General features: G+C 35.8%; 29 protein-coding genes. 9 read left to right on the top strand and 20 right to left on the bottom strand.

Annotated features, from left to right (window positions below; genetic code table 11):
• Positions 1-98 precede the first annotated feature (98 nt).
• Positions 99-2,108, bottom strand: a complete 2,010-nt coding sequence (locus C8D70_RS06900) for a hypothetical protein (RefSeq protein WP_410493706.1) — start codon at positions 2,106-2,108, stop codon at positions 99-101.
• Positions 2,109-2,265: 157 nt separating this feature from the next.
• On the opposite strand from C8D70_RS06900, the gene C8D70_RS21030 reads away from it, so the two are divergent.
• The gene (locus C8D70_RS21030) at positions 2,266-2,880 is read left to right on the top strand and encodes a DUF4377 domain-containing protein (RefSeq protein WP_228407997.1); all 615 of its coding nucleotides are present in this window, start codon (positions 2,266-2,268) and stop codon (positions 2,878-2,880) included.
• Between the two features lie 128 nt (positions 2,881-3,008).
• On the opposite strand, the gene C8D70_RS06915 is transcribed toward C8D70_RS21030, so the two are convergent.
• Together C8D70_RS06915 and C8D70_RS06920 are read right to left on the bottom strand one after the other, a co-directional pair.
• Complete coding sequence (locus C8D70_RS06915) at positions 3,009-3,947, bottom strand: SPFH domain-containing protein (RefSeq protein ID WP_076597917.1); 939 nt, start codon at positions 3,945-3,947, stop codon at positions 3,009-3,011.
• 234 nt (positions 3,948-4,181) lie between these two features.
• A complete protein-coding gene (locus C8D70_RS06920) occupies positions 4,182-5,537 on the bottom strand; it encodes a deoxyguanosinetriphosphate triphosphohydrolase (RefSeq protein ID WP_076597931.1) in 1,356 nt (451 codons plus the stop codon).
• A gap of 204 nt (positions 5,538-5,741) precedes the next feature.
• Here C8D70_RS06920 and C8D70_RS06925 point away from each other — a divergent pair, with 204 nt between their 5' ends.
• Positions 5,742-6,371 (top strand): class I SAM-dependent methyltransferase, encoded by a 630-nt coding sequence (locus C8D70_RS06925; RefSeq protein WP_110366836.1) that lies wholly within the window; start codon positions 5,742-5,744, stop codon positions 6,369-6,371.
• A gap of 164 nt (positions 6,372-6,535) precedes the next feature.
• Here C8D70_RS06925 and C8D70_RS06930 read toward each other — a convergent pair whose 3' ends face one another.
• Both C8D70_RS06930 and C8D70_RS06935 read right to left on the bottom strand, forming a co-directional pair.
• Positions 6,536-7,258: a LytR/AlgR family response regulator transcription factor gene (locus C8D70_RS06930; RefSeq protein WP_110366837.1), complete on the bottom strand. Its 723-nt coding sequence runs from the start codon at positions 7,256-7,258 to the stop codon at positions 6,536-6,538.
• On the bottom strand, positions 7,258-8,334 hold the full coding sequence (locus C8D70_RS06935; protein WP_076597914.1) for a sensor histidine kinase: 1,077 nt from the start codon (positions 8,332-8,334) through the stop codon (positions 7,258-7,260). The genes C8D70_RS06930 and C8D70_RS06935 overlap by 1 nt, the downstream gene beginning before the upstream one ends.
• A gap of 191 nt (positions 8,335-8,525) precedes the next feature.
• Here C8D70_RS06935 and C8D70_RS06940 point away from each other — a divergent pair, with 191 nt between their 5' ends.
• The gene (locus tag C8D70_RS06940) at positions 8,526-8,954 is read left to right on the top strand and encodes a hypothetical protein (RefSeq protein ID WP_076597913.1); all 429 of its coding nucleotides are present in this window, start codon (positions 8,526-8,528) and stop codon (positions 8,952-8,954) included.
• Between the two features lie 310 nt (positions 8,955-9,264).
• On the opposite strand, the gene C8D70_RS06950 is transcribed toward C8D70_RS06940, so the two are convergent.
• Positions 9,265-9,600, bottom strand: a complete 336-nt coding sequence (locus C8D70_RS06950) for a DMT family transporter (protein WP_047433528.1) — start codon at positions 9,598-9,600, stop codon at positions 9,265-9,267.
• Between the two features lie 1,132 nt (positions 9,601-10,732).
• On the opposite strand from C8D70_RS06950, the gene C8D70_RS06955 reads away from it, so the two are divergent.
• The 5 genes from C8D70_RS06955 (at position 10,733) to C8D70_RS06975 (ending at position 13,715) form a co-directional block, all read left to right on the top strand.
• Positions 10,733-11,452, top strand: coding sequence for an AAA family ATPase (locus C8D70_RS06955; RefSeq protein WP_076597912.1), 720 nt, complete (start codon positions 10,733-10,735; stop codon positions 11,450-11,452).
• Positions 11,449-12,195, top strand: coding sequence for a YggS family pyridoxal phosphate-dependent enzyme (locus tag C8D70_RS06960; RefSeq protein ID WP_110366838.1), 747 nt, complete (start codon positions 11,449-11,451; stop codon positions 12,193-12,195). Before C8D70_RS06955 ends, C8D70_RS06960 begins: the two co-directional genes overlap by 4 nt.
• A gap of 6 nt (positions 12,196-12,201) precedes the next feature.
• On the top strand, positions 12,202-12,642 hold the full coding sequence (locus tag C8D70_RS06965; RefSeq protein ID WP_110366839.1) for a hypothetical protein: 441 nt from the start codon (positions 12,202-12,204) through the stop codon (positions 12,640-12,642).
• A 253-nt stretch (positions 12,643-12,895) separates the two neighbouring features.
• Positions 12,896-13,069 carry a hypothetical protein gene (locus C8D70_RS20750; RefSeq protein WP_168802023.1) on the top strand — a complete coding sequence of 58 codons (174 nt, stop codon included), beginning with the start codon at positions 12,896-12,898 and terminating at the stop codon, positions 13,067-13,069.
• 247 nt (positions 13,070-13,316) lie between these two features.
• A complete protein-coding gene (locus C8D70_RS06975) occupies positions 13,317-13,715 on the top strand; it encodes a helix-turn-helix domain-containing protein (RefSeq protein WP_110366840.1) in 399 nt (132 codons plus the stop codon).
• A 104-nt stretch (positions 13,716-13,819) separates the two neighbouring features.
• Here the strand turns inward: C8D70_RS06975 and gcvP are convergent, their stop codons facing one another.
• The gene (gcvP, locus tag C8D70_RS06980; protein WP_110366841.1) at positions 13,820-16,678 is read right to left on the bottom strand and encodes an aminomethyl-transferring glycine dehydrogenase; all 2,859 of its coding nucleotides are present in this window, start codon (positions 16,676-16,678) and stop codon (positions 13,820-13,822) included.
• 486 nt (positions 16,679-17,164) lie between these two features.
• Between gcvP and C8D70_RS20755 the strand changes: the two genes are divergently transcribed.
• On the top strand, positions 17,165-17,314 hold the full coding sequence (locus C8D70_RS20755; RefSeq protein WP_164723264.1) for a hypothetical protein: 150 nt from the start codon (positions 17,165-17,167) through the stop codon (positions 17,312-17,314).
• A 6-nt stretch (positions 17,315-17,320) separates the two neighbouring features.
• On the opposite strand, the gene C8D70_RS06990 is transcribed toward C8D70_RS20755, so the two are convergent.
• The 13 genes from C8D70_RS06990 to C8D70_RS07050 form a co-directional block, all read right to left on the bottom strand.
• Positions 17,321-17,968: a J domain-containing protein gene (locus C8D70_RS06990; protein ID WP_110366843.1), complete on the bottom strand. Its 648-nt coding sequence runs from the start codon at positions 17,966-17,968 to the stop codon at positions 17,321-17,323.
• A 441-nt stretch (positions 17,969-18,409) separates the two neighbouring features.
• Positions 18,410-18,667: a hypothetical protein gene (locus C8D70_RS06995; protein ID WP_076597937.1), complete on the bottom strand. Its 258-nt coding sequence runs from the start codon at positions 18,665-18,667 to the stop codon at positions 18,410-18,412.
• A gap of 91 nt (positions 18,668-18,758) precedes the next feature.
• Positions 18,759-19,091, bottom strand: a complete 333-nt coding sequence (locus C8D70_RS07000) for a hypothetical protein (RefSeq protein WP_076597938.1) — start codon at positions 19,089-19,091, stop codon at positions 18,759-18,761.
• Between the two features lie 11 nt (positions 19,092-19,102).
• Positions 19,103-19,681, bottom strand: coding sequence for an RNA polymerase sigma factor (locus C8D70_RS07005; RefSeq protein WP_034697053.1), 579 nt, complete (start codon positions 19,679-19,681; stop codon positions 19,103-19,105).
• A gap of 329 nt (positions 19,682-20,010) precedes the next feature.
• On the bottom strand, positions 20,011-22,014 hold the full coding sequence (locus tag C8D70_RS07010) for an alpha/beta hydrolase family protein (RefSeq protein ID WP_110367011.1): 2,004 nt from the start codon (positions 22,012-22,014) through the stop codon (positions 20,011-20,013).
• Between the two features lie 172 nt (positions 22,015-22,186).
• Positions 22,187-22,645, bottom strand: coding sequence for a DoxX family protein (locus C8D70_RS07015; protein WP_076597940.1), 459 nt, complete (start codon positions 22,643-22,645; stop codon positions 22,187-22,189).
• A gap of 104 nt (positions 22,646-22,749) precedes the next feature.
• The gene (locus C8D70_RS07020) at positions 22,750-23,208 is read right to left on the bottom strand and encodes an SRPBCC family protein (protein ID WP_110366844.1); all 459 of its coding nucleotides are present in this window, start codon (positions 23,206-23,208) and stop codon (positions 22,750-22,752) included.
• Positions 23,209-23,303: 95 nt separating this feature from the next.
• On the bottom strand, positions 23,304-23,732 hold the full coding sequence (locus tag C8D70_RS07025; RefSeq protein ID WP_110366845.1) for an SRPBCC domain-containing protein: 429 nt from the start codon (positions 23,730-23,732) through the stop codon (positions 23,304-23,306).
• Positions 23,733-23,809: 77 nt separating this feature from the next.
• Complete coding sequence (locus C8D70_RS07030) at positions 23,810-24,676, bottom strand: VOC family protein (protein ID WP_076597943.1); 867 nt, start codon at positions 24,674-24,676, stop codon at positions 23,810-23,812.
• Positions 24,677-24,807: 131 nt separating this feature from the next.
• Complete coding sequence (locus tag C8D70_RS07035; protein WP_228402671.1) at positions 24,808-25,047, bottom strand: hypothetical protein; 240 nt, start codon at positions 25,045-25,047, stop codon at positions 24,808-24,810.
• A 36-nt stretch (positions 25,048-25,083) separates the two neighbouring features.
• Positions 25,084-25,497, bottom strand: coding sequence for an SRPBCC family protein (locus C8D70_RS07040; RefSeq protein ID WP_076597945.1), 414 nt, complete (start codon positions 25,495-25,497; stop codon positions 25,084-25,086).
• 80 nt (positions 25,498-25,577) lie between these two features.
• Entirely contained in the window at positions 25,578-26,009 is a 432-nt protein-coding gene (locus C8D70_RS07045) for a VOC family protein (RefSeq protein WP_076597946.1), read from the bottom strand.
• 89 nt (positions 26,010-26,098) lie between these two features.
• A complete protein-coding gene (locus C8D70_RS07050) occupies positions 26,099-26,875 on the bottom strand; it encodes an alpha/beta fold hydrolase (RefSeq protein ID WP_110366846.1) in 777 nt (258 codons plus the stop codon).
• Positions 26,876-26,877 lie beyond the last annotated feature (2 nt).

Below are 26,877 nucleotides of genomic sequence, written 5' to 3' on the forward strand. Positions count from 1 at the left end.
TTTTTTGATTGTAAACGAATAATGAGGGTTTCGGGTTTTGGCGGGCGGCTTCGCCGCCCGCCAAAACCCGAAACCTTAAACTTTGAACTTAAGATATTCTATTTAAATTTCTTCTTAAAGCTGAATTTAAGCATATTCATAAGTCCCGGCTCAATAATATCAATTCCCAGTCCGAAATTACTGTCGGCAATGGTATGATGATCTGTTCTGAACTGTTCAAACTCACTTTGCGGAATTTCAATATTGATCAGAGGATTGTACTCAATAGACACACTTGCTCCATTTTTGTGTACTTTTTTCCGGCTTTTATAGTCAAAATAAGGATTGGATATAGTACTTTCCTGTACTGTATATTTTTCTTCAGTATCAATTTTCTGATCCGTCTGCAAATTGATTTCATATTTCTCACTGTCGAAATTATGCCAGAAAGGTAAATCTTTATGAATAAAATCTCTTGCTCCCGCCTTCACCACATTTCGGTCAAAATACATCAGAAAACGGTTTTTCTGTGGATCTGCAAAATAAGGATTCTCAATGGTTGCGGTATATTGGATCTTTACTTCATTCAGTCTTTTATCATCACTTACTACATCAATAGCGGCATCTTTGAATACGTTTCGGACATCTGTACCATTACGGTCACCCGAATAATTAAGCGCATAGAAAAGGAAGCTGTTCCAGCTGTCTATGATTTCTCTTTTATTGGTACTCTTAAAATACCTTCTCATAGCATTGGCTCTGTTTCCTTTGTAAGTAGTTGACAGAGTAAGTTTTCCGGTATTGCCCTGTGCATTTAAATCCACCTTTTCATTAATGCAGAAATAAGGAAATTTATAAGATTTTCTTACCTGAAGTACCTGATCTTTTTTCACTTCCAGATAATGCATAAAATAAATAAACCCTCTGTTTTCAATCAATCCGAATTCATCACGGATGGTAGCATCAATGAAATATTCTTCACCTTTATAATTCACTTTTAGGACAACATGATTGAAACTTAACAATGATGGCAGATAGTATTTAATATAATAATCCGTATTAAAATTTACCAGCACTACAGATGCATCTACTCCTATATAATCAAGGATCACTTTCAATAAAACCGACTTTGCCTTACAGTCTCCCTGTTTGTTTTCATAGGTTACTGATGGTTCCTGTGGCTTATGACCATTCATTTCATCGGCATTGAAGATGTAATAGATATGATTCTGTACATATTCTATGGCAAACTGCAGCTTTTCATCCTGATCAGCAATGGCATCCAGTTTTTCAACAAGGTTTGGAGCGAAATCCTGTAAAGAAGATTTGTTAAAAATCTCCTCATAGAACGGTACAATATAGTTGGAAAGATCTTTCCAGCTGTTTTCTGTAGCAAAGTCTATATAAGGAAAAATTTCACGTCCGGAATCCACAGGATTGATATAGTTTTCTTCTTCAATGACAAATCTTTCTCCTTTTTTCAGATGATTGATTTCCGGTTCCAGAACATTTCCCTGTTCATCTCTGAAAAATGTTTTTTTATAGGCAATAGTCTGTTCGCGATCGTTGATAAAAGTGAATTTAAAACTTCCATAAGCCCAATAATTATCAGGACTTACCCAGACATATTTTGAAAATTCCTTTCTCAGAAAATCACGGTCTGTAAATTCTTTAATCCTTGAATCTTCTAAGATCAGAACATCATACAGCCTCAGATCTTTGATGGTAATATTGATTTTTTTATTACTGCTCAGCACTCCTCCACTGCTTTGGTTTTCACTGTCAAGAACTTTAATTTTTGTGTCCGGAATCTTATCGATCAGTACACCATCTCTCAACACACTGATTCTGTGAATCTGATAGACTTCATTTTCCTCTACAATGACATCAGAAACAGAAGCTCTTTCAAGGTTTCCAGGCTCGTTCAGCGTATAGGCCATGCAGACATACTCACTGTTTTCCGTATTGCTTGTATAGTATTTTTTGTCTAAAAAATAGCAGTAATCACGTCCTTCATCAATTTGTCTTCTGGCAAATTCGGAATCTTTGATTCGGCTTTTTATTTCCTCATCCCCGATATTTCCTGCCCATATTTCAGGTTTTTGAATCCTGTAATTTTCAACTTGCATTTGATTATCCATATTTATTATAAGAATTATATTGTGGTTAGTGTTTAAGAAATTCAAATTAAATGATTAAAAAAGTAAAAAACAATAGCAGAAGTACTACAAATTCGGGATTTTTTTTCGGCATGGTAATTGCGAGGTATGGGGAAAAATCAAGTTTATGAAAAGTATAGCAACAATTCTAAAAGGAGCAGCACCCGCATTAGCGTTATTTGCCATGACACAATGTACAACCACAGCCAATGCATCCGCAGGTGATGAAAAAACATTCATCGTAGGACCACAGACAGCAGATTGTACAGGAGTAGCTCCTATGAAATGTCTGCAGGTAAAAGAAAATGTTTCCGGGAACTGGACGAATTTCTACAGCAATATCGAAGGATTTACTTATGAACCGGGGTATGAATATGTTTTAAAAGTAAAAACAGAAAAAATTGAAAATCCGCCCGCTGATGGATCTTCCATAAAATACACTTTGGTAAAACAGGTTTCCAAAACGAAAAAAACAGCAATGGCAGCCAATGCAAAAACACTTATTGTAGGACCACAAACCGTAGATTGTTCTGCCGGAGCAGGCCGTATGAAATGTATGCAGGTAAAAGAAAATGCGTCTGAAAGCTGGACGAATTTCTATAGCAATATTGAAGGTTTCACCTATGAGCCGGGATATGAATATGTTTTAAAAGTAAAAACAGAAAAAATTGAAAATCCGCCCGCTGATGCTTCTTCAATCAAATACACATTGATAGAACAGGTTTCTAAAACGAAGAAATAATAAATAAAACCGCTTCTGAAAATTCAGAAGCGGTTTTATTTTGCGGAAAGCTGGAAGAATGAAGCATGAAGTTATTTTTGACAATCATTTTTTTTCCATTGATTCATCTTTTTCTTTTTCCTTTTATCTTAAAATCCGGTTTCTTTCTGAGGAGGATCAGGATATTTTCCTTTGGTAGCTTCTCCAACTGTATTTGCCGTTGTCATGGCCACTACAAGGTCATTCAGCATTCCGCTTGCTGCAGTGGGTGAATTGGGAAGAAGCACAAGATTACTTCTGTTGCTTGCTCCTACAGAATGTAAGGTATCATAATGCTGTGTTACTACAATAAGCGCTGATGCTTCATGAGAATTGATATCCACATTATTCAGCATTCTTACAGACTCTTCAAGACCTTTTGCAATTTCTCTTCTTTGGTCTGCAATCCCCTGCCCTTGTAGTTTTTTAGATTCAGCTTCTGCTTTTGCAACCGCTACAATACGGATTCTTTGTGCTTCAGATTCATATTCTGCCGCTGTTTTTTCTCTTTCAGCAGCATTGATCCTGTTCATGGCATGTTTCACCTGCTCATCCGGATCAATATCTGTTACTAAAGCTTTGATAATATCATACCCGTAACTGTTCATGGCTTCCTGAAGCTCACTCTTTACCGCCACCGCAATATCATCTTTTCTTACAAAGACATCATCCAGCTTCAATTTAGGAACCTCAGCACGTACAACGTCGAATACAAAAGATGTAATTTGATTTTCAGGATTTTCCAGGCGGTAGTAAGCATCTCCTACCTGGTTTCTGATCACCTGATACTGAACGGAAATTTTCATTTTGATGAAAACATTGTCCAGGGTTTTGGTGTCAATCATCACATCCAGTTGTTGAATTCTAAGATTCAGTCTTTTAGCGATCTGATCTATAATTGGAAGTTTAAGATGAAGCCCTGAATGTTTTACTCCCTGGAATTTCCCGAAACGTTCGATAATAGCTGCTGTTTCCTGCTTAACTACAAAAAACGAAGCAAACAAAATGATAAGCCCGAAGAAAATAACGGGTGCTAGATATATACCCATAGTTGTTAATTTTTTTAATATGTCGCTAAAAATCCTGTTTTGTTAAAAACACTTCTATATGTGTTGTTTAAATATAAGAAAAATAAGTGAAAGCCTTATAATATAATCTCCTGGAAATCAAGCACAGGAATTATTGATTATTCTAGAATCGCTTACTTTTAAAGCATAAAAAAGCCTCTACTTTAATGCAGTCATTAATAGTAGAGGCTTCTCAATGATTATAACAAATAGAATCTAGACAGTCATCCCAATGTCTATTCCTTTAATTTTTCTATATAAATCGGTAGCGTAATTGTCCGTCATTCCTGAAACAAAATCAATAACCCCAAGAACTTTCTGATAATCGGTTCCGTCATTGTAAATAAATTGCTTTGGAATCAGTTTCAACGCTTTTTCATCATAAGATTTTCTGCTGTCTTTAGGTTTCAGAATGGAAGGAATAAAATGATCAAGCAGCTCATACATTACGTTATACCCGGCATTTTCAATTTCAACAACTGCTTTATGGTTGTAAATTTTTTCTACCGAGAAACTCTCAATATCCTGCAACGCTTTATTTTCTTTTTTATAAATATCAAGTAAGCCATTACTAAGATTTCCTTCAAGGATCGTCTCAAAGTTGGATTTATACATCTCAATCGATTTATTGATGAGTGCATTAATCACTTTTGCTCTTAAATAAGAAATCTGTTCGTTTTCATTGGAGATTGAACTAAGTTTTGTTTCAATTCTCTGAACATCATCTGTTTCAGATTTTACCAACTCAAAAAATAAGTTTTTACAGTCTGCTGTTGAAACAATTCCCAGCCTGTGGGCATCTTCCATATCAATGATGTTGTAGCAGATGTCGTCGGCTGCTTCTACAAGCCATACAAAAGGGTGTCTTTTGAAAATATACGGTTCTTCACTTTCAGAAATAAGCTGGGTTCCTTTGGCAATTTCCAGGAATATATCTTTTTCATTCTGGAAAAACCCGAATTTCTTTCTGTGAATGATCCCTTTTTTCTTTGCAACCGCTTCACACGGATATTTTGCAATACTTGCCAGTGTAGAGAACGTCAGCTGAATTCCTCCGGCATCTTTTCCCTGTTGCTGCTGTGCCAGCACTCTGATGGCGTTAGCATTTCCTTCAAAATTAACCAGATCCGCCCATTCTTTTTCATTGAACTTTGATTTCAGATCTTTTTCATTTCTTTCAAAATAACTCGCAATGGCATCTTCTCCGGAATGTCCGAAAGCGGGGTTTCCTACATCATGGCATAAACATGCAGCAGCAATTACATTTCCTAAATTATAGAGATAGAAATTCTTTGAATCTTCAGTCAGTTCATTTTTAAAATCTTCAGCAATAAATTCACCGATAATACTTCCCAAACTTCTTCCTACGGATGATACTTCCAAAGAATGCGTAAGTCTGTTATGTACAAAAACACTTCCCGGAAGAGGAAAAACCTGCGTTTTGTTCTGCAGTCTTCTGAAGGCAGAAGAGAAGATAATTCTGTCGAAATCTCTTTGAAAATCAGTTCGTGAAGCTTTGGTCTGTGGATTGTTTCCTGTACGTTGATTGGTGAAAATCTGGTTTAAATTCATCATTTTTCAAAATTACTCCAAATTTTAATTGTATGGAATAGTATTTAGATTTTTATTAAACAGATCTGTCATTCAAAAAATCTATGATAGTAAACTTTTTTTTGAGGTCAGAAAGCTTGAGGAAATATTCTACATTTGATGCAACTAATACAACGGAAGAATATGAATGATTTTTCTTTATGCCAATTTTAAATTCTTTTTACAATGACAGATAGCACATGGCTCAACAGATGGGATGAAAGGTACAGCAGCGAAGAGTTTGCCTACGGAACAGAACCCAACAATTACCTGAGAGAACAGCTCAGCAAATTAAAACCTGGAAAAATACTTTTTCCGGCAGAAGGTGAAGGCAGAAATGCCGTTTTTGCAGCGACACAAGGATGGCAGGTTTCTGCTTTCGATATCAGTGCCAATGGCAGAAATAAAGCATTACAGCTTGCAGAGAAACAACAAATTGCTATTGATTATCAGGTGGGAGAACTTTCTACTTTAAATTATCAGAAAGGACAGTTTGATGCCATTGCTCTTATTTACGCTCATTTCCCGGGAGATATTAAATCTTCTATCCACCAAATGCTGAATCAATACCTGCGTGAAGGTGGTTTTATTATTTTCGAAGCTTTCAGTAAAAATCATCTTGAATATATTGCAAAGAATGAAAAAGTGGGAGGTCCGAAAGATGTCGAATCCCTGTTCTCTATTGAAGAAATCAAGACAGATTTTCCAAATTATGATATTATTGAATTAGCAGAAACAGAAATTGAGCTTAGCGAAGGATTGTTTCACAACGGGACAGGTTCTGTGATTCGTTTTGTGGGACAAAAGCCGGCATAATTTTTAAGTTTGGGCTAAAGCTGTTGAAAGGGAATTTGTTTTCTCTGAACAGTTTTAGCCCGTAGTTATTTTGTTTTTATTTAACTACAGATTACACAGATTTTTTTTAAATGGTTTGAGCCTATTAATTATTACTCATTATTCATTGCTCATTACTTATTTTTTTAATCTGAGTTCAGAAGTCCTCCGGCAAATTTTGTGAAAAATTCGGCTCTGTATACTTCACCAAGAGGAATCTCGGAATCTTCGAGGTATATATTATGATTGTCAAACGAATCAATATAATTCATATTGACAACATAGGATTTACTTACTCTGATGAAGCTCTCACCGGAGATTTTCTGATGGATGGTTTTTAAATTCATTGCAGTGATCAGTTTCTGCTGCTTTGTATGAATGACTACATAGTCTTTCAGCCCTTCTATAAACTTAATATCTGAAAAACTGATTTTATAGAATCTTCGCTCTGCTTTAATGAAAAGGAAGTCAGCTGTATTGGATTCTACCGTATTCTTTACCGTATCTTTAGACAAAAGTCCAGTATAAAGTATGGCTTTTTCAATGGCTTTTTCCAGTCTTTGGGGATCAATAGGTTTCAAAAGATAATCAACAGCTTCCAGTTCGTAGCTTTTCAGTGCATATTGGGAATAAGCGGTTGTAAAAATAATCAGGGATTTTTTCGGAAGCATTTCTGCAAACTCAAGACCTGTTACCAAAGGCATTTCTATATCAAGGAAAATAAGATCTATATCATTGTCTTTAAGAAATTCGAGAGCAGACAGCGCATTGGAAAATTCCCCAAGGATTTCAATTTTGGAAATTTCAGTGATCAGGGATCTCATCTCGGATCTTGCCAGAGGTTCATCATCAACAATTATACAATTCATCAAACGGGAATTTTTAAATTTACACTATATTCTACCTCTCCTGATTCTATCTGAAGATCAAAAGTATCACCATAGAGAAGCTCAAGCCTTCTGGTAATATTGGCGAGCCCAAGTCCGCTGTTTTTTTTGTCTGAAACGATATAGCCAGTCCTTATGGAATTCACACACCTGAAATAAAGCTGTCTGCTATCGGTATTGATTTCTATTTTCACGTAGGATTCTGCTCCACTGATATCTACACTGTGTTTCACGGCATTTTCTACAAAAGTGGTAAACAGATTGGGAGGAACAAAAATGCTGTTCACAATTCTTTTATCAGTATTGATCCGAATATCAAAAGAGAAATTGTCACGCCTTATTTTTTCAAGGTTTAAAAAATTGGACAGGAAATCAATCTCTGAAGTGAGCAGCGTTTTCTCTTCACTGTTTTCATACAGCTGATATCTGAGAAACTCAGAAAGTTTTACAATCACCACAGAGGCTTTGGCAGGGTCTGTTCTGATCAACGCTTTTACATTATTCAGCATATTAAAAAGAAAATGCGGATTGATCTGATTTCTTAACTCATTCAGTTCCATGCTCATGGTGAGTCTGCTCAGCTCGTTGATTCTTTTATTATCACTGATCCATTTCTGTAGAAGTTTAATCGTCGTTGTCGTCATGATAATCGGAATACACATCAGAACTCCTTCATAAATTCCTCCTTTCTCATTTTCCCTAAGAATATTTTTCACTCTGAATTCATCAAAGAACAGCCTGAAACCATATCCTATAAAATTAAGACCCACTACTCCCATCAGAACCAGCAGAACAAGATAAGTAACATATTTTGTTTTAAAGAAAAAACGGGGAACCAATACATATATATTAATGTACACCATTGTGATAAGAATTGTATATACAAAGAATAAAACATAATACTGATATATTCCCGAGTACCAATGCCAGAACCTCGCGCTATAGATCAAAATGAAAAAGAAGAGCAGGAAGAGCAGATGCCTACGGAGTCCATACTTCGCTTCCACCAAAAAATCCATTACAAAGGTTTCTTCAAATTTCCACGGACTGTATTTCATAGGATAGGCTCATTTTATCATTAGCAAAAATAGACAATAACAGAAATTACAACTATTTTATTATACAAAACCTCTATTTTATTATACCAATGATCATGCTTCCGGATTTTGTATAAAATACCTGCCATTTTGTATAAAAACCAATTTACGTTCTTCTTTTCTTTATTTCTTTGTACTGTAAATGAACACATATGGAATTAACAACTTTTCACGAACTGACACAGGAAATATCACTGGAATGTTTTTTTATGACAGAATCTCAACAGGAAGAAAAAGTAATACAGCTTATTGATCTGCACCATTTTATAGAATGTTTTGATGCGAAAATAAAAATTATCAGCTACCTGCACCATTCCATTAATATTGTAGATCATGAAGGAGAGAAAAAAGGAATTCTTTTTTGTGACCTGAAACATTCTGCTGTGCCTGACAGCAATGCTTCTGAAGAGTTTAGAAGAAAATACGGACTCTCGGAGCTCTGGTTTGTTTTTGTAGAAGAAACATTTGTTCCGGATCCGGCCTGTTATACGGATGCCATTATTGAAAACAGTCTGGATATCTTCTATGAAAGGATTTTTACATTTAATTTTTTCCAATCTATTATTCAGCCCTTAAGATAAACTACCATGGAATGAGAACCTATATTAATTCCAGAGCATTTAATTTCTTATGATCCTTTTATCAGAATTGATGATTGATAATATAAACACTCACCGCTATCCGAATAATATACATGCTACTACAGGTCCTACCGTATTCAGTAAAGGAATAAGGGAATCATTAAAGGAAAATCCAACAATTCCTTTTACATTATTTAACGGCATTGAGTTCCACGGATATTTAAAGTTCAAATATAAACTGGAAAGTTCTTCTTATACAAAACGAAGGTCCAACATTGGAAACAGATGCAAAAACATCAGTAATTTATTTTTAATGAGTTCCCATTTTTGAGAATACATTAATAATAATCACTCCAATCACAATCAGTGCAATACCAATAATGGCGGGCAGGTCCGGGATCTGTTTAAATGCTATCACTCCAATCATCGTTATAAAAATAATTCCTACGCCGGACCATATAGCGTAGGTGATCCCTACAGGAATCTGACGAAGGGTAAGACTCAAAAAATAAAATGCACAGGCATACCCAATGACTGTCACTACCGATGGCCATAGTTTGGAGAATTCCTCAGATTTCTTCAGAAAAGTAGTGGCAATAATCTCAAATATAATAGCCAAGGCGAGAAAAATATAACTGCGTCCCATAAATTCATTCTTTATACAAAAGTAGTAAATGCGCCCGGGTAATTCAAAAAGGATATTCTTAGGCTTTCTTTGTTCCCAAAATAACAGGTACTTATTATCCCTATGAAAGATCAGTTCTTTTGAAGGTACAATAATTCAGTCATTGTTTTTATAGGGTTCAAACAGCATTCAGTATCTTATTTTCAACCTCTTTCTTTGAATAGACATTACTGATCCTGAAAAAAATCACTCAGCAGGCAACTTTGTGTTCATTTTTGGCACAAAAAAATTTCTCTTTAACATGAAATATGACATCTGACAAAATTTCCATCATAAAAATTACCGTTAAAATAAATTTTATTAACATAAAAATCTATTTGAAGTGAAAAATTAATGTCCGGAAAATACATTTTAAAACAATATTATGCCAGGCATTGCTTATTATTTGTTTTATCAACTCCAATATAGAAGTCGATAAACGATTAACACATTCACATAATTTTACAAATAGAACAATAAAAGTATTAATAAATTCTCAATAATATATTAATTTAATATAAACAAAAGTCACCATTAAATGAACAGGAATCACTGTAATACACTGATAAACATCATGGTGTTTTACTTTGGCACATGATTTGAAAGTAGTAATATTGCAATTGAAAGATTGATAAAAAAAAGTCAAATAATTAAAAATAATACAAAATGGTAACTTATATCGGTATCGTAACAGGTTTAATAGTAATTACTTCATATTTCATGACTGTAAGAAGAGAAAGAAACTAATCTTAAAACAAAACAAGCCTATAGAATATCTATACTAATTATATTGTTTTATGTTTTTAGTCTGAGAAATCGGATCGCTCTTTTACCCCATCGGGTAAAAGGGTTCAAAAACATAAGCAGAAAGATCTTAGTTTCATAACAAATTTTAATATCCAAATGAGAAAAGCCGGTCGCAAGTCTGGCTTTTCTTTTTTTTTATAGTCTTTTTCCCACAGATTGTTGCTGATACCAGCATCCATTCATCATTTATCATTTATCATTTATCATTCAGTATCCGTTGGACCATGTGTTTATTATTATTCAGGATTCTTTTTGGCATTCAATAAAGCTTTATCTTTGTTTATTCAATAATCTTTTAATTGTCATTATGAATCTGTACAACCTTATTATTCAGGATAAAGAGCAGGTAAATCTTAACGAAGTATTTCTCAATGCTAACAACAAGGAACAGCTTACACAACTTATCAAGGAGCACACTTACGTTAAAGAACTTCAGGAGTACGGTCTGCCGGTTAACCATAAGATTTTACTTGAAGGAAGTTCCGGATGTGGAAAAACAATGACAGCGAAGGCTATTGCCAATGCTCTGGGAAAAAATATTATTATCTTAAATCTTAGTAATATTGTTTCGTCCCGTATCGGAGAAACATCCCAGAATATTAAAATGATTTTTGATAAGGCAGCCAGAGAAAGATCCGTACTTTTTCTTGACGAACTGGATCAGATCGGAAAGGCAAGAGGCAGTGATGACAAAGATGTGGGTGAAATGAGAAGATTGGTTAATACTTTGATTCAGCTGATTGATTATTATCCTGAAAATGCGCTTTTAATCTGTGCCACCAATCATCCTGAGATTATTGACACGGCTCTTTTAAGACGCTTCCAGCTAAAAATTAATTATGAAATGCCTTCTGCTGAGATTCTGGATACATACTACGATCAATTACTCGCTCAGTTTCCTGAAGAGATGAGAACTGTTGAAAGAAAATACTCGATTTCTTTTGCTGAAGCTAAGGATTACGCTTTAACAGCCGTTAAAGCTGCTTTAATTAAAAAACTGGAAGCCAAAGAAACCCTGGCATCATGAAAGAAGATATTCTCCACAACCTCACCGTTATCAATGAAAGAATAAAAAAGGCCTGTGAGCAATCCGAAAGGAATATTCATGATGTCAGGTTATTACTCGCTACAAAAACTGTTTCTGTAGAGCGTATCAAAATTGCTTTGGAAAACGGACAGGAATTAATCGCAGAGAACAAAGTACAGGAATTGAAGGAGAAATATGAAGACCTGAAAGACATTCCTCATGAAAATCATTTTATAGGCCATCTTCAGACCAACAAAATCAAAGAGATCCTGAAATACGATGTTACCTGCGTTCAGTCTCTTGACCGCCTGGAACTGGCCGAAAAACTTCATCAAAGACTTTTAGCTGAACACAGAACGATGGAGGTTTTAATTCAGGTCAATACCTCCAATGAAGAAAGCAAATTTGGCATTGATCCCGGTGAAGCCATTGAACTTACCCGAAAGATCTCCCAATACACTACTTTAAAAATAAAGGGACTGATGACGATTGGTTTATTCAGTGCTGAAACCGATAAAGTAAGAGCATGCTTTAAAATCCTGAAAAATCTTCAGCAGGAGATTATTACCGAAAATATTCCCAACGTAGAAATGAAAGAACTATCAATGGGCATGAGCGGAGATCTGGAAACTGCTATTGAAGAAGGCGCAACCATTGTACGGGTGGGCACTGCTGTTTTTGGAACGAGAATCTACCCGGACAGCTATTATTGGAACGAGGGTAAAACGAATAAAAAAACATAAAATTATATGTTTCCATTTACTTATACTTTTGAAAGAGAAATAAAAGATAGTAAAACGTTTAAAAACGTCACTGATGAAGTACGCTATTCAATTATAGAAAGGGACTTAACTGATATTATTCTTGCTGACGGTACCATCATAGGAGAAAACAAAATGTTTAAACTTGATTTTGCAAACAAATCTCCATTAGTCTTCTCACCTTGCAAAGAATACTTCTGCTACAACGAAAATACAAGAATTCTTATTTACAAAACAAACGCATTTTATTCTATACTATTTTCCCTGATCTATTCCGCTGTACTTTTCCTGATCCTGCATTTTATCCTAAATCACCTGACTACTGAGATAATAATAGCTTCTCTACTTTTCACTGCCGGTATCATTATTCATTATTCTCATTATATTTCGGTAATAAATAAAGTCTCCAAAAATTTAAATGGAAATTAAAAAGTAAAATAATCTCATTACCTTATCCTTTTAGTAATAATAGCTTCGACAGGCTCAGCCTGACAGCGCTTAAAAATTCCGGTTAGTATTCGGGTTGTCACCCTGAGCCTGTCGAAGGACTATCAATAAGAAAGCCTTTGTTACTCATTATCCCAGGTATTAACTAAAAGGACAAGTCAATAAACCTACTCCATAGTCTACAAATTCGGTATACTTTTTGCTGTAAATGTTTCGTAACCAAACAAATACATTTATGGATAAAAAATTACTATCGGTATGTCTTTTCATGACATTATTATTCTTTTCTTCATGTGAAAAAGAAAACACACAGATAAAAAGCGGAATTTCACTTGAAACTATTTCAATGATAACCGTACTTACTATGGGCATCGCCATTCTGATTGCGTATAGCTTTAAAAGAAGATAGAAAAACCGGAACTTAAACACTATGACACCTCTCAATTTTTGGGAGGTGATTTTGTTTGGATAAAAAAAGAACTTCCGTTTACTATCTGCACAACTTGCTGGAAATTTACCTGACTTTGGTGTAACCAAAATATCAGATTAAACAAAGATTTAACCCCTAAAAAATAACTTTGGACATATCCTATTTTTCCACCACAATTTTCTATCTTTACTCATTATAAAACTTTAATTAAGCTTATAAACCACAAATGGAACAAAAGATACATCAGGGAAGAAATGTAAAAAGATTCAGAGAAATGCTGGGGATCAAACAGGAAGCTTTAGCACTGGATTTAGGTGATGAGTGGAGCCAGAAGAAAATTTCTTTATTGGAACAGAAAGAAACTATTGAAGATCCGCTTCTTCAAAAGATTTCTGAGGTTTTGAAAATCCCTGTGGAAGCATTCCAGAATTTTGATGAAGAACAGGCTGTAAATATTATTGCAAGTAATTTTCATGATAATGCGACAGGTGTAATTGTTAATAACTACAATCCTATTGATAAAATCATCCAGCTTCACGAGGAAAAAATTGCGCTTTACGAAAGAATGCTGAAGGAAAAAGATGATATGATGACCAGGCTTGAAGAACTGATTAAAAGCAAGTAAAAAATCATTCGTGCTTTGAGATTGCTTCGCTATGCTCGCAATGACTATAAAAACAAAAATCCCTCTCATTGCTGAGAGGGATTTATTATGCTTAAAAACTGAGATTACATATAAGCTTCAATCGGCTCACACGTACATACTAAGTTTCTGTCTCCGTAAGCTTCATCTACTCTTGATACAGAAGCAAAGAATTTGTGGTCTCTCACCCACTCCAGTGGATAAGCAGCCTTTTCTCTGCTGTATGGCTTATCCCAAGAATCAGAGATCACCAATTGTTCTGTGTGAGGAGCATTTTTCAGTACGTTGTTGGTAGCATCTGCTTCACCGTTTGCAATTTCATCGATTTCTTTTTTGATAGAGATCAACGCTTCAGCAAAACGATCAATTTCAGCCTTGCTTTCAGATTCTGTAGGCTCAATCATTAGTGTACCTGCAACCGGGAAAGAAACGGTAGGAGCATGGAAACCATAATCCATTAATCTCTTCGCCACATCAGCCACTTCAATTCCTAAAGACTTGAACTGACGGAAATCTACGATACATTCGTGAGCTACTCTTCCGTTTTCGTTAGAATATAAGATTGGGAAATGCTCTGCTAAAATTTCTTTCAGGTAGTTAGCATTCATGATGGCATGTCCTGTAGCCTTTTTAAGACCTTCTGTTCCTAACATCTTGATGTAAGCGTAAGAAATATTAAGGATTAATCCTGAACCGTAAGGTGCAGCAGAAATACCTTCAATAGCTTCTTTGGAACCGATTCTGATGTTCGCGTTAGAAGGAAGGAAAGGTACTAAGTGTTTAGCAACACAGATTGGGCCTACTCCAGGACCTCCGCCTCCGTGAGGAATTGCGAAAGTTTTGTGAAGGTTAAGGTGGCAAACGTCTGCTCCGATGTTTCCAGGACTTGTAAATCCTACCTGAGCGTTCATATTCGCACCATCCATATATACTTGTCCTCCGTGCTCGTGGATAAGGTTGGTAATTTCTTTAATGTTAGCATCAAAGAATCCATAAGTAGAAGGGTAAGTGATCATTACAGCTGATAAGTTGGCTGAATGAAGTTCTGTTTTAGCTTTAAGATCTTCGAAGTCGATTTCCCCGTTTTCAAGGTTTTTCACTACAACGATTTTCATTCCTGCCATTGCAGCAGAAGCCGGGTTGGTTCCGTGTGCAGACTGCGGGATCAATACTACATTTCTGTGGTGGTCTCCTCTTGAAATATGGTATTCTCTGATCACCATTAATCCTGCATATTCTCCCTGCGCTCCGGAGTTTGGCTGAAGTGAAGTTCCTGCAAAACCTGTAATTTCTGCTAAGTCTTTCTCTAATTCACGGATCATTTCCTGATATCCTTCAGCTTGGTTTACAGGTACAAATGGGTGAACTGCACCCCAGTTTTCCCATGAAAGCGGTAACATCTGAGTGGCTGCGTTCAGTTTCATGGTACAAGATCCTAAAGAAATCATTGAATGAGTTAATGATAAGTCTTTTCTCTCAAGACGCTTGATGTAACGCATCAATTCTGTTTCCGTGTGGTATTTGTTGAATACTGCTTCTGTAAGAATTTCGTCTTTTCTTAAATTCTCTTCCGGAATGCTGTATCCTTCTTTAATTTCTAATTTGAAAGTCTGCTTGTCTTTAAACTGAGCGAAAGAAGCCATCAGATAGTTTAATTTCTCTAATGTTGTGCTTTCGTTGATCGCAATGCTTACTACTCCTTCTGTAAAGTAGTTTAAGTTTAGTCTGTGATCAAGCATCAGTCTTACCAATCTTGCTTTCTCTTCTTCAGCCATAGTGATTTTCACAGTATCGAAGATTGGCTCTTCTACTACCTGATATCCTAATGCTTTAAGACCGTTTTTCAAAGCGTTTGCTTTAAAGTGGATCTGATCAGCAATATAATTTAATCCTTTAGGCCCATGGTAAACAGCATACATACCAGCCATTACCGCCAAAAGAACCTGAGCTGTACAAATGTTTGAAGTAGCTTTCTCTCTTTTGATGTGCTGCTCTCTTGTCTGCAATGCCATTCTTAATGCACGTCTTCCGTACATATCCTGAGAAACCCCGATGATTCTTCCGGGAATATCTCTTTTATAATCTTCTCTACAAGCGAAGAAAGCGGCGTGAGGACCTCCGTATCCTAATGGAATACCGAACCTCTGTGTAGTTCCTACTGCGCAGTCTGCCCCCATTTCTGCAGGAGATTTCAGCTTAACCAAAGCCATCGGATCACAGGCAACAGCTACCTGAAGATCAAGTTTTTTATATTCTACGATATCCTCGGTATAATCTAAAACGATTCCGTTTTTACCTGGATATTGTAATAAAACTCCATAATAAGAACCGTCAAACTGGTGCGTTTTATGATTTCCAACTACGATTTCTATTTCCAGTCCTTCAGCTTTTGTTTTTAATACAGAAACTGTTTGAGGAAGTACCAGATCAGAAATGAAGAACTTATTCGCTCCTGCTTTTTTCTGGTCCTTAGATCTATTGTTGAAGAACATGTGCATTGCTTCAGCAGCAGCAGTAGATTCATCCAATAAAGATGCATTAGCTAATGCAAAACCGGTAAGGTCACATACTACAGTCTGGAAATTAAGAAGAGCTTCAAGTCTTCCCTGTGCAATTTCTGCCTGATATGGAGTATACGCCGTATACCAGCTAGGATTTTCGAAAATATTTCTCTGGATTGCTGAAGGCAAAAGTGTATTGTGGTATCCGAATCCGATATAACTTGTATAATCTGTATTTTTAGATGCCAATTCTTTTGAGTGGTTCAACATTTCGTATTCAGAAAGTGGTTCCGAGATCTCAAGATCTTTCTCTAAACGGATAGAAGAAGGGATGGTTTGAGAAATTAACTCTTCAATACTAGAAACGCCAAGTTTCTCCAACATCGCCTGTTTATCGGCTTCATTAAGGGAAATGTGACGGCTCACAAACTGTTCTGTATTCATTTTTATTTATTAGATTTTGTTTGTAAAAAGATGGGTAAAATTACAATTTTCTGAACGATTGTACAAGAGTATATCAGGGCTGATAATTCACAAAAATATTTGTGATTCTTTATCACACTTTGTTTTTCATAAGCTTCAGACGAGTTCACATTAGTTTCAATAACAATATTCATTATTCTATACATAATATACAATAAAAACATCAATTTCAACATAATTAAACACCTTTACATTTATTAAAACACCTAAAAATTTTTCAACAACTCTACTGTATGAATTAAATCTAAGCTTAAAAAAAGATATAATACAGAATTTTATTCAAAACACAAACTTCAACTTTATTCATGATGAATTAAGAAGTTATCATGTTTGAAATCTCAGTTCTCCAATTCCGGACAGAGCAGTTTCATACTGCTATACATCAGGTTTTAAGAATTTTATGAAATTTTATTAATTATATTTATTCTAAATTAATATATTTGCAGCATGAATATGATTGTCCCATTTAAAGTTCCGCCATTGGCACCTTACTCATTCAATAACGAAGAGATGTTCTGTGAAAAAAAATCGTGCTGTAAAAAATTCAAGAAAGGGAAAAGATGTAAAAAATGCCCTGGAAGAAAGAAAATGGCATAAAGTCAATTAGCTGAAGTTTTTAATCAGCAGATAGATAGCAATCGCCAGGATGATAATTCCCCAGATCAGCATCATTATCTTAGGCTGACCCGACTTGTTAATTCTTGTTACGGGCTGCGGCTTAAACATTTCTTCCACCGAATTTTTGAACTTTTCAGAATCGTTTTCAAAAACTTCTGTGATGGTAATTCCCTGAACAACCGTTTTGTGCAAAAGAGAATTGGTTGCATGAAGCAAAAGCTGGAATTTTCCGTCCTTAAATTCTGTGATCTTAAAGACCCTCTCTCCATACGGTTTTTCCAGTCCGAAAGGTAATACCTTCACCACATCAGCATTACTCGTCTGCCAGTTGATGATAATCTCCTCTCCTTTTTTCGCATGAATTTTATTCGCTGTAAAAGTTTTGACAGCTGGCGGAATATTATATCTGAAACTTCGCTGATGACTTTCTAAATTCTGATCATAAGTACGTCTGAGCGCGCGGTCACTTAAGGTCTCATATGCCTCCTGAATCTCACGGAAACGGTCTGCAAAAAAATCGTCATTGTCATTTTTATCAGGATGATATTTTAAAGACAGTTTTCGATAGGCTTTTTTGACGTCTTCTTCCGAAGCATCCTGTGATATACCGAGAAAATAGTAGTAATCTTTCATTGAGCAATACAAAAATAAGGATTTATTTTTCTTCGTGTTTGATCTTTACCGTAAAATTTTGTTAGAAGAACAGATCTAAAAGTCATTGCGAATCAAAGATGAAGCAATTGTATAAGTTTCTTGTAGGAATACGCGAAAGCGCTAAAAATTTCTCTCTACTATATATTTTAAGGCGCAATGATTTTATCTCCGATAAAATTCATTCTGCTAAAAATAATAAGAATTGGATGATTTCTACAGCTGTTTTTCTCATTGCGAGCAAAGTGGAGAATCTTACTTTATGCTGACAATAATTCTCCTACAGACCAAGCTCCATGCTGCAGATCTATAATGTGTAACCACCTGTATTATCTTCACATTTCTTTTAAATAAAAATTCCGGCTCGGGAAGCGAAGCTTCCCGAGCCGGAATGTAACAATTTCAATTTAGCTTTTACTTTTCTTATGCTTCGCAGATATTATCCTTTCTGCAGCATCTTGAATGGAATTCTTTTTTGAATTTCCCTTTCAGTTCCTGATAGTCTTCTTCATTCATTTCTCTGATCTTATCTGCCAGTCCGAAAGGTGATTTTTCTTTAATTCCGTACTCATCAAAAATACCTTTGATAAATCTTTTTCTTTGTATTGCTTTTTTAGCGATTAAGGCTACACCTACAACGGCTAATGCTCCAAGAGCTCCTTTTAATGCTGAATTTTTCATTTTTTCAAAATTTTAAATTTTACTACTTCTTGTTTTTTATAAAGACGAATGAATTTTAATTTTACTTTACTACTTCTTTAAAAATTTCAAATTATTCGTTATTTCTGTTGAAGAATCCACCGGAGCATCTATTTCTCCAGACTTCTTTAAACTTCTCTCTTTCTTCAGGAGATAAACCTTCCATTTTCTCTCTCATCTTTCTTTCTTTAAAGTCTCTCATTCCTTTACCGAAATGAAACCCTCCGAAAAGAATTTTGCTTAAGATCAGTATTCCCATGGCCTGCCAGAAAGTAATTGTTCTGGCTCCTAAAATCTCCGGAAGAAGACAGTTCCAAAGCATCATTACAATCCATGTAACAGCTGCTAAAATTAATGGCGGGCATAGCAATAAAAAAATCCAACCCTTTTTGTGTTTATGATTCATAATTTCTTTTTCTAACTTTTTAAATCTTCGTATAACTTTCTCAATCTGTTTCTTAAGTGCTTCACAGCATAGTTTTTTCTACTGATGATGGTTTTGATGTTTTCTCCCTGTTCATCGGCGATCTCCTGGAGGGTCTTGTCGTTCAGTTCATTTTCTACGTAGACCAGCCTTTGTTTTTCAGGAAGTTCATCAAGCGCTTCAAACAGTTTTTTCCAGATCTCATCCTGAAACATCTTCACTTCAGGACCGGCACTTTCATCCATCAAAAGGATATCCTTGATAGAAAAACTGCCGTCTTCATCTTCATATACAAAATCTTCAAGATTTTCTGTTTTCTTTTTCCGGTAACGGTCTGTGATCTTATTCGCAGTCACCCTGTACAGCCAGCCTCCAACGTTTACGATCTCAGAAAGATTCGTAAGGCTACTGAACTGATACCACACCTCCTGTAGAATATCTTCCGCATCCTCCGTGTTTTTCACTTTCGGACGAATATAAGACATCAGCTTCCCTCCGTAGTTGGAAACGGTTTGTGAGATGATGCTTTCTTTCTCCTTCTGTGGCATTGTTATTTTTTCGACAACCTCCATATTGCTATGACGGTTAGCCTTTTGGTTTTACTTTAATAAATTTAAAATATTTTTCTTACAATTCAGTTTTTCTTTTATTCATCGGTATTTTATCATCTCAATTATTCCTGATTACTCATTACTCATTACTTATGTTTAAGAATGGTAAAGACCTTTTTATCCATTCTCAATTTCTAACATCATTTGAGATTCCTGCGGAATGACACAATTGTAATGATAGTTTATCCATACAGCTTGTCATTCCGTAGGAATCTAAACACTCACCTAGTCATAAAAACAAAAAAACGGAAGACCCGAGCCTTCCGTTCAATATTATTAAAATTAATAATTTACTTATTAAAATTTTCAGCAAAGAATCCCAGCATCGATTTGTAGAGTTCTATTCTGTTCGGTTCTTTTCCAAATCCGTGTCCTTCATCGTATTTTACCAGATAAGGAACTTCAAATCCTTTGGCACGCATTGCTTTTACAATCTGATCAGATTCATTGATGTTTACCCTTGGGTCATTGGCTCCCTGTACTACAAATAAAGGTTTCTTAATCTTATCAATCTGGAACACCGGAGAAACTTCTTTAGCAATCTTAGCTTCTTCGGGGTTATCAAGATCATACCAGATCTGTTTTACCATTTCTTTATAAGGCTTCCAGTATTCCGGGAAAGAATCAAAGAAAGTAAAGATATTGGATACGCCTACATAATCCACCCCGCATGCATATAAATCCGGAGTTTTGATCAATCCCATCAATGTTGCATATCCACCGTGGCTTCCTCCGTAAATGGCAACTTTATCTTTATCTACCCATCCTTGCTCAATGGCATATTTTACACCGTCTTCCACATCATCCATTGCTTTTCTTCCAATCTGCTTGTAACCTGCTTTCTGGAATGATTTTCCATATCCTCCGGAGATTCTGAAATTAACCTGCAGCGTGGCATATCCTCTGCTTGCAAACAATTGTGTTTCAGGATTGAATCCCCACCTGTCTCTGATTCCCTGAGGACCGCCGTGAGGATTTACAATCAGAGGAACTTTTTTACCCTCCAGTGCAGCTTTAGGCAGGGTAATATATCCATGGATTGTTAACCCGTCTCTGCTTTTAAATTCGATAGGTCTCATTTCGGCCATATCTTCTTCCTTCAGCTGTGGCATCAGGTTATAAAGAAGTTTGGTCTGTTTGGTTTTGGTGTCGTACTCATAATAGGTTCCGTAGAGCTTATCACTTCCTACAACAACCAGAAATTTATCATTATTATCATCAGAGGAAGCAATTCCAAATTCCTTGTCTCCAAACTGAGATTTTAATTTGTCATGTATTTCCTTATAAAATTTACTTACCGGTACGGTTTCTCCCTTAGTGCCTTCATAGCTGATGTAGTCAAGCTCATAGTTTCTGTTCTTACCTGCTGTGCTTATTGAACTTACATCATATACCGGATTAGAATAAATTTCTTTAATTACTGCATTTTTTTTCAGATCATACAGCACAATTCTTGCTTTATCACTATCCAGATTGGTTACTACATACGCTTCATCTTTATTTTTAGAATTTTCATTAAACTCGATAATACTGAAGGTATCAGACCAGTCTGCAGATTTAATCAGATTGAATTTTCCGGTCTGCAGATCTTTATAATAAGTTTTTGTAGTTAATCCGTTTTCAAGGACGCTGTATCCTCTCAGGTTTCCATCTTTATCAAAAAGGTAATCGTCTATAGGGCTGTTTACATCTTTATTTTCATACAGCTGGGTCATTTCGCCGGTAACGAAATTGATTTTAAAAGGTTCAAAGATCTGTTTGTTGTTTTTATTCATTGTAACAACAACAAAATCTGTGTCTTTTACAGGAATAATGGACTGCACTTTTACACCGTCAAAAGGTGTTAAATCCTTTTGGTTGCTTCCATCTGTATCTGTAGCATAAAGGTGGATATTTTCATTCCCTCCTCTATCCTGAGTATAGAAAAGACGTTTTTTATTCAGCCAGCCATAGTTTCTTATCAGGTCATCTTTTTCTACAATGGCTTTGGTAATTTTTCCTGTGCTCAAATCTTTTACATAGACGTGATTTTTTTTCTCCTGATCTTTTTCTTTATAGGAAAGATATTTTCCATCAGGAGAGATTTTAAAGGCTGAGGCTTTTGGTCTTGCAAAGTAGTCTTCAACTTTATATGTAAAGTCTCCTTTATCATAGGAGATAAGCTTTTCAAGATGAGTCTTGGAAGATGGCAAAGTAGGATCTCCCGGCAGTTTGGCAGTAGAACTCTGTGCGTTGGTCATAATAGTGGATAGTACGATGAGGGCTGTACCTAAAATGCTGTGATTTAGATTCATAACTTCTGTTTTAAAGGTTAAGTTATATAGGCATTTCATTTTTAGAATAATAAAAACAAATGCATTTCCTTAATAAGACAACTTATACCTATAAAATGTTACATTTTTTATCTCATTTAGTTAAAAAAAATCTCAATTATATAAAAAGACAGCGCTTTACAGACTGTCTTTTTTAGTGTAAATAAATTCCAAAATACCATGTCCAGACAATTAAAATAATCTGCATGGGAATCCTTTGACTGTAAAGGTATTTCATTCCCGGACCGGTATAATCGGCTTTAAAAATATTAATGTTTTTTCTGGAAGAATTAATATTGGCTATGAAAACCAATACATAAAAAATAATGAGTAAAACAGCTGTTATTTCACGAATTGTCGGAATCATCAAGCCGATTCCTGCTGCAATTTCCAGAACGCCTGTACAATATACCCAAAACATTCTGGCAGGGATAAAATCCGGGATCATCATCGCCATCCCTTTCTGAAATTTAAAATGGGAAAAGCCTGTAAATATAACAAAGACAGCCATTCCCAAGTTCCCTGAAAATATAAAATCCGGTTTTCCCTGAAACAAAAAAGTGCCCAGCAAAGCCAGAATAAACGTTGCGAAAAGTATTACGAGTAGTTTCATTCTTTATAGGTTATTGATAATAGTTTTTAGGTGGCAGAGATTAGGAATCAGTACTCAAATCAAGGCAACAACTTTAAGCCTTGAACTCTTAATTTTGAGTTTCATCACACTGAGCCAGGGCCTACTCCTTCTGCAAGACTTTTTACAACCATCAGTCCTTTTGTGAAACCTGTATTCATATGATCCTGCCATTGTTTTTTAACCTGAACTTCGGCATGAAGTTTTGTTTTTCCGTCAAAGTCTATCAGAAAATATTTCTCAAAACTTCCGTTCCATTCCATGACTTCTTTGCTCCGGGTGTCTTCATTGCCTTCTTTATCTACCATTCCCAAGTGTTTGAACACGATCTGATTAGGTTCGTCCATGCTGTCTATAGTAGAGACCATCCCTTCTCCCTCTGCATTAAGAAAATAGGTTTTCCCTCCTATTTTCCAGTCGGATTTCATGACACATCCTGCTCCGAAATACTTGGTCCATTCACTATATGTTTCAGGATTCCATAGGATGTCCCACACTTTCTGCACAGGAGCATCAATTACTGTTTCATATGATAAGGTTTCCATTTGTTTCAATTTTTTAGCGTGGTCATTGCGAGCCAGGCGAAGTAATCTCAAAGCCCGAATGATTTTTTCTTTAATTCCAATTCCAGCTGATTTATTTACAGCTGATTTTCTGAAAGATGTTTTACGAGAGACATTGCCTTTGGAAATTTCTCTTCAAAAAATTCTTTAAATTCTGCCGGAGTCTGAACCTCTGTTTTCAGTAAAGTTCCTTCTTCGTTCTCCTCAAGAAAGTAAGCTTCTGTAGCTTCACCCCAATCCTGAGGGACTTCAATACCTTCATAAATTTCTCCAAGGTGCAAAAATTTTATTTCCTCGTTGGGAATCACTTTCTCTACCCTGCTGTACATCCCGTTGTTTTTGGGATCAAGAAATTTAACAATATTATTTTCTTCAAGCGTTCCTTCATAAAAAGAGCCGTCTGTAAATGCGGTTGTCCATTGTCTGTAGGTAATATCGCCCCAAAGGACAGTCCATACTTTTTCAGGTTCGGCATTGATTTCTATTTCGTATGATAATTTTTCCATATCTTTTTAATTATTAGGTGTTTTTAGAGTGTGTAAATCTTTTCTCTAAAATACATCAAACAATACGCCGAAAATATTTAAGAATTATAAGCATCTTCCAGATCACGGATGATAATTTTCTGCATTTTCATCATAGCCTGAACAACTTTATAGGCTTTTTCCTGGTTGGAATCATTCATCAGCTGAATAAGTCTTTTAGGAACTATCTGCCAGCTCAATCCGTATTTATCTTTCAGCCAGCCACACATACTTTCTCTTCCTCCATCGGCTGTAAAGGCATTCCAGTATCTGTCGGTTTGTTCCTGGTCATCAGTCATCACTACTAAAGATATACCTTCATTAAAATCAAAGGGGTGATCATAGGAATTGTCCATGCAGAAAAAGCTGTAATTGTCAATGACAAAATGGGCGTGCTGTACATTTTCTGCCGGTTCCGGGATGTCATGTCCTTCACTTCCTGCTCCATAGGTCAATATATTTCCTATGTTTGAGTTGGGAAAAGTCTTGGTATAAAGCTCCATTGCTTCTTTTGCTTTTCCATTGTTTGCATGGATAAACATCAAAGTAGGAATTATTTTCTGGTCGCTTGCTTTTTCTCCCAGAAACAGCTGCCATGTTACGCCGTATTTATCCTGAACCCATCCATATTTCTGGCTCCATGAGTAAGATCCCAGTTCCATCAAAGCCATTCCGTCATCCAGTAAATGATCCCAGTATCTTTGGACTTCGTCTTCTGTTTCACAGATCACCATAAAAGAGATAGAAGCATTTTTTTTGAACTGCGGGCCTCCGTTCAGAAGCATAATCCTTTGTCCAAACAAATCAATATTCATTACGACAGGAGTATCTGCTGTGATTTCGCCTCCGAACACTTTACAATAAAATTCTGCAGACTGTTTGGCGTCTCCATCATACCACAGACATGGGAAAATATCGTTATTCATAATGTTAAATTTTAATAGAGTGATGTAATTTACTTTTCTATACAACAAAACAGATCTTATGCCCTTGCATTTAAACGGTACACTTTCGTTTCAACGCAATGACACTGTAAAATTTTCCGGTTGTATATGTATTATGCTTCTCTAAAGCAGACCTGATTTTCTTTCATATAATTCTTCAGTTTCATCATTGCATTTTTACCGAAACCATGCAGCTGCATGATTTCTTTTTCGGAATAATCTGAAAGTTTTTCCAAAGAATTTATTTTTTCTTTTTCTAAGGCTCTTCTTGCCGGTATTGCAATAACTCCGTGAAGGAATTCCGCATCAGAGTCATAATTAAAAGCATAAATAGAGTTTAAACTCTTTGACATGATAACTAAATTGATCATGGCTACAAAAAAATATAGTTAATGATTCTCAACATACTTATGGAAGTTGTTCAGAATAGCATACCAGCCATCCCGCTGCATTTCCACAGAATTTTGTTTTTCCGGATCGAAAATCTCAATCACTTTCGTTGTACTTTCGTCTATCTTATCGAATACTACTTCTACTTTCCGCCCATCCTCCATATGATATTTAATGATCTCATACGGAATAATCTCATCATATACCCCTTCAAAATCAAATCCGAAACTTTTGTCTTTCGCTTCCATTCTGTTTTTGAATTTGCCTCCTTCTACAAGGTTATTTTCAGAACCAGGACAGTGCCAGCTTTCGTGGGCGAAATTCCATTTCATAATGTGTTTAGGTTCATTGAAATAATTCCAAACCTTCTCCACCGGCGCTAAAATTGTGATGTCTATTTTAATTGGATCCATAGTTCTACATTTTTAAAAGTTTAAATAAAGAGCTGCCCAAAAAATGAGCATCTCTTTATTATCATTAGTTAAATATAAGATTATTTTGCATATTCTTCATTATAGTTCACCATCCAATGAACACCATACTTATCCTGAAAACATCCGAAATAGTCTCCCCAAAACTGATCTTCAATTGGCATTTCCACGTTTCCGCCATCAGAAAGCTCTTTAAATATCCTGTCTGCTTCACTTCTTGAATCAGGGAAAATGGATACATAATTATTGTTTCCTACGGTAAGAGTCTGTCCGAATCCGGGTACGATATCGGATGCCATTAAAAGATCACCTCCCACAGGCAAAGCAATGTGCATTACCCTGTTTTTTTCTTCTTCTGACAGGTTTTCTGTACCGGGAGCATTTCCCATCTTATGAATTCCACCAACGAATTCACCACCGAAAACAGTCTTGTAAAAATTGAACGCTTCTTCAGCTGTTCCATCGAAATTTAGATATGGATTTAATTTAGCCATGATTTTAAATTTTAAAGTTATTATTATAAAATATTGTTTCTACTGTTAATCCATTAAGGATTAATTAATTTATTATGAATATAAAACGCTTAATGGTTTAAAAATTTCTCTACTTCTCTGACTGTAAAGTCTATTAAGCCGGCATCAATACTTCCATCAAAATCAGGCATCATATAAGTGCCATGAGTAGCGGGAAGTATCATCAAACGGGAGTTTTTCACCAACCGCCACATTTCGGCAGTATGTTCCGGCTTCATCACATCCTGATCTCCACTGATGAATAATACAGGAGATTTAATGGAAATCAATACCTCATCATTCCAGTCTTCAAACATCTGCATCCTTTTGCAGTCTTTCTCAAAAAGGTTTTCCAGTTTTGAAAAATCAGGATTGAGGCTTAAAAAATTAATTTTAAAAGGTTCCGGCATTGATTCGAAAGTGGCTTCCTGCATTCCTTCAAAAAAGCCGTCTATCATACCGCTTCTTTTATAAAAAGCTGACGCAACAACCAGTTTTTCAACAATCTCAGGATGACGATGGCCAATCTGCATTACGGTACTTCCTCCGTTGCTGAATCCCCAGAATGAAGCTTTCCCGATATTCAGTTCTGTTAAAAGTCCGGCAACATCATCTGCATCCTGTTCAAATGTTTCCGGAATATCACGATGCTCACTGCGGCCGTGATTTTGGAGATCAATTCCTATAAGCTGGAATTTTCCTTCCAGTCTCGCTATCACTTCTTTAAAATCGAAAAGGAAAGAAGAACCGCCTCCATGAATCAGAACCAAAGGCTTTCCTGATCCGTAGATCTCGTAATACAACTGGATTCCGTTGACTTTTTTATAGCCTTTTTCTACTGGATTCATTA

The sequence above is a fragment of the Chryseobacterium sp. CBTAP 102 genome (assembly GCF_003201365.1).
GTDB lineage: Bacteria > Bacteroidota > Bacteroidia > Flavobacteriales > Weeksellaceae > Chryseobacterium > Chryseobacterium candidae.

Bases quoted from the DNA above. Each gene is read 5' to 3' on its own strand.
- gcvP (WP_110366841.1), bottom strand. From the start codon at position 16,678: ATGAATACAGAACAGTTTGTGAGCCGTCACATTTCCCTTAATGAAGCC.
- C8D70_RS07040 (WP_076597945.1), bottom strand. From the start codon at position 25,497: ATGGATCCAATTAAAATAGACATCACAATTTTAGCGCCGGTGGAGAAG.
- C8D70_RS06955 (WP_076597912.1), top strand. From the start codon at position 10,733: ATGAATCTGTACAACCTTATTATTCAGGATAAAGAGCAGGTAAATCTT.
- C8D70_RS06925 (WP_110366836.1), top strand. From the start codon at position 5,742: ATGACAGATAGCACATGGCTCAACAGATGGGATGAAAGGTACAGCAGC.
- C8D70_RS06915 (WP_076597917.1), bottom strand. From the start codon at position 3,947: ATGGGTATATATCTAGCACCCGTTATTTTCTTCGGGCTTATCATTTTG.
- C8D70_RS06995 (WP_076597937.1), bottom strand. From the start codon at position 18,667: ATGAAAAATTCAGCATTAAAAGGAGCTCTTGGAGCATTAGCCGTTGTA.
- C8D70_RS07010 (WP_110367011.1), bottom strand. From the start codon at position 22,014: ATGAATCTAAATCACAGCATTTTAGGTACAGCCCTCATCGTACTATCC.
- C8D70_RS07035 (WP_228402671.1), bottom strand. From the start codon at position 25,047: ATGTCAAAGAGTTTAAACTCTATTTATGCTTTTAATTATGACTCTGAT.
- C8D70_RS06990 (WP_110366843.1), bottom strand. From the start codon at position 17,968: ATGAAAGATTACTACTATTTTCTCGGTATATCACAGGATGCTTCGGAA.
- C8D70_RS07015 (WP_076597940.1), bottom strand. From the start codon at position 22,645: ATGAAACTACTCGTAATACTTTTCGCAACGTTTATTCTGGCTTTGCTG.
- C8D70_RS07000 (WP_076597938.1), bottom strand. From the start codon at position 19,091: ATGAATCATAAACACAAAAAGGGTTGGATTTTTTTATTGCTATGCCCG.
- C8D70_RS07025 (WP_110366845.1), bottom strand. From the start codon at position 23,732: ATGGAAAAATTATCATACGAAATAGAAATCAATGCCGAACCTGAAAAA.
- C8D70_RS07020 (WP_110366844.1), bottom strand. From the start codon at position 23,208: ATGGAAACCTTATCATATGAAACAGTAATTGATGCTCCTGTGCAGAAA.
- C8D70_RS20750 (WP_168802023.1), top strand. From the start codon at position 12,896: ATGGATAAAAAATTACTATCGGTATGTCTTTTCATGACATTATTATTC.
- C8D70_RS06960 (WP_110366838.1), top strand. From the start codon at position 11,449: ATGAAAGAAGATATTCTCCACAACCTCACCGTTATCAATGAAAGAATA.
- C8D70_RS06940 (WP_076597913.1), top strand. From the start codon at position 8,526: ATGGAATTAACAACTTTTCACGAACTGACACAGGAAATATCACTGGAA.
- C8D70_RS06965 (WP_110366839.1), top strand. From the start codon at position 12,202: ATGTTTCCATTTACTTATACTTTTGAAAGAGAAATAAAAGATAGTAAA.
- C8D70_RS21030 (WP_228407997.1), top strand. From the start codon at position 2,266: ATGAAAAGTATAGCAACAATTCTAAAAGGAGCAGCACCCGCATTAGCG.
- C8D70_RS07005 (WP_034697053.1), bottom strand. From the start codon at position 19,681: ATGGAGGTTGTCGAAAAAATAACAATGCCACAGAAGGAGAAAGAAAGC.
- C8D70_RS07045 (WP_076597946.1), bottom strand. From the start codon at position 26,009: ATGGCTAAATTAAATCCATATCTAAATTTCGATGGAACAGCTGAAGAA.
- C8D70_RS06975 (WP_110366840.1), top strand. From the start codon at position 13,317: ATGGAACAAAAGATACATCAGGGAAGAAATGTAAAAAGATTCAGAGAA.
- C8D70_RS07030 (WP_076597943.1), bottom strand. From the start codon at position 24,676: ATGAATAACGATATTTTCCCATGTCTGTGGTATGATGGAGACGCCAAA.
- C8D70_RS06950 (WP_047433528.1), bottom strand. From the start codon at position 9,600: ATGGGACGCAGTTATATTTTTCTCGCCTTGGCTATTATATTTGAGATT.
- C8D70_RS07050 (WP_110366846.1), bottom strand. From the start codon at position 26,875: ATGAATCCAGTAGAAAAAGGCTATAAAAAAGTCAACGGAATCCAGTTG.
- C8D70_RS06900 (WP_410493706.1), bottom strand. From the start codon at position 2,108: ATGCAAGTTGAAAATTACAGGATTCAAAAACCTGAAATATGGGCAGGA.
- C8D70_RS06935 (WP_076597914.1), bottom strand. From the start codon at position 8,334: ATGAAATACAGTCCGTGGAAATTTGAAGAAACCTTTGTAATGGATTTT.
- C8D70_RS06920 (WP_076597931.1), bottom strand. From the start codon at position 5,537: ATGAATTTAAACCAGATTTTCACCAATCAACGTACAGGAAACAATCCA.
- C8D70_RS20755 (WP_164723264.1), top strand. From the start codon at position 17,165: ATGAATATGATTGTCCCATTTAAAGTTCCGCCATTGGCACCTTACTCA.
- C8D70_RS06930 (WP_110366837.1), bottom strand. From the start codon at position 7,258: ATGAATTGTATAATTGTTGATGATGAACCTCTGGCAAGATCCGAGATG.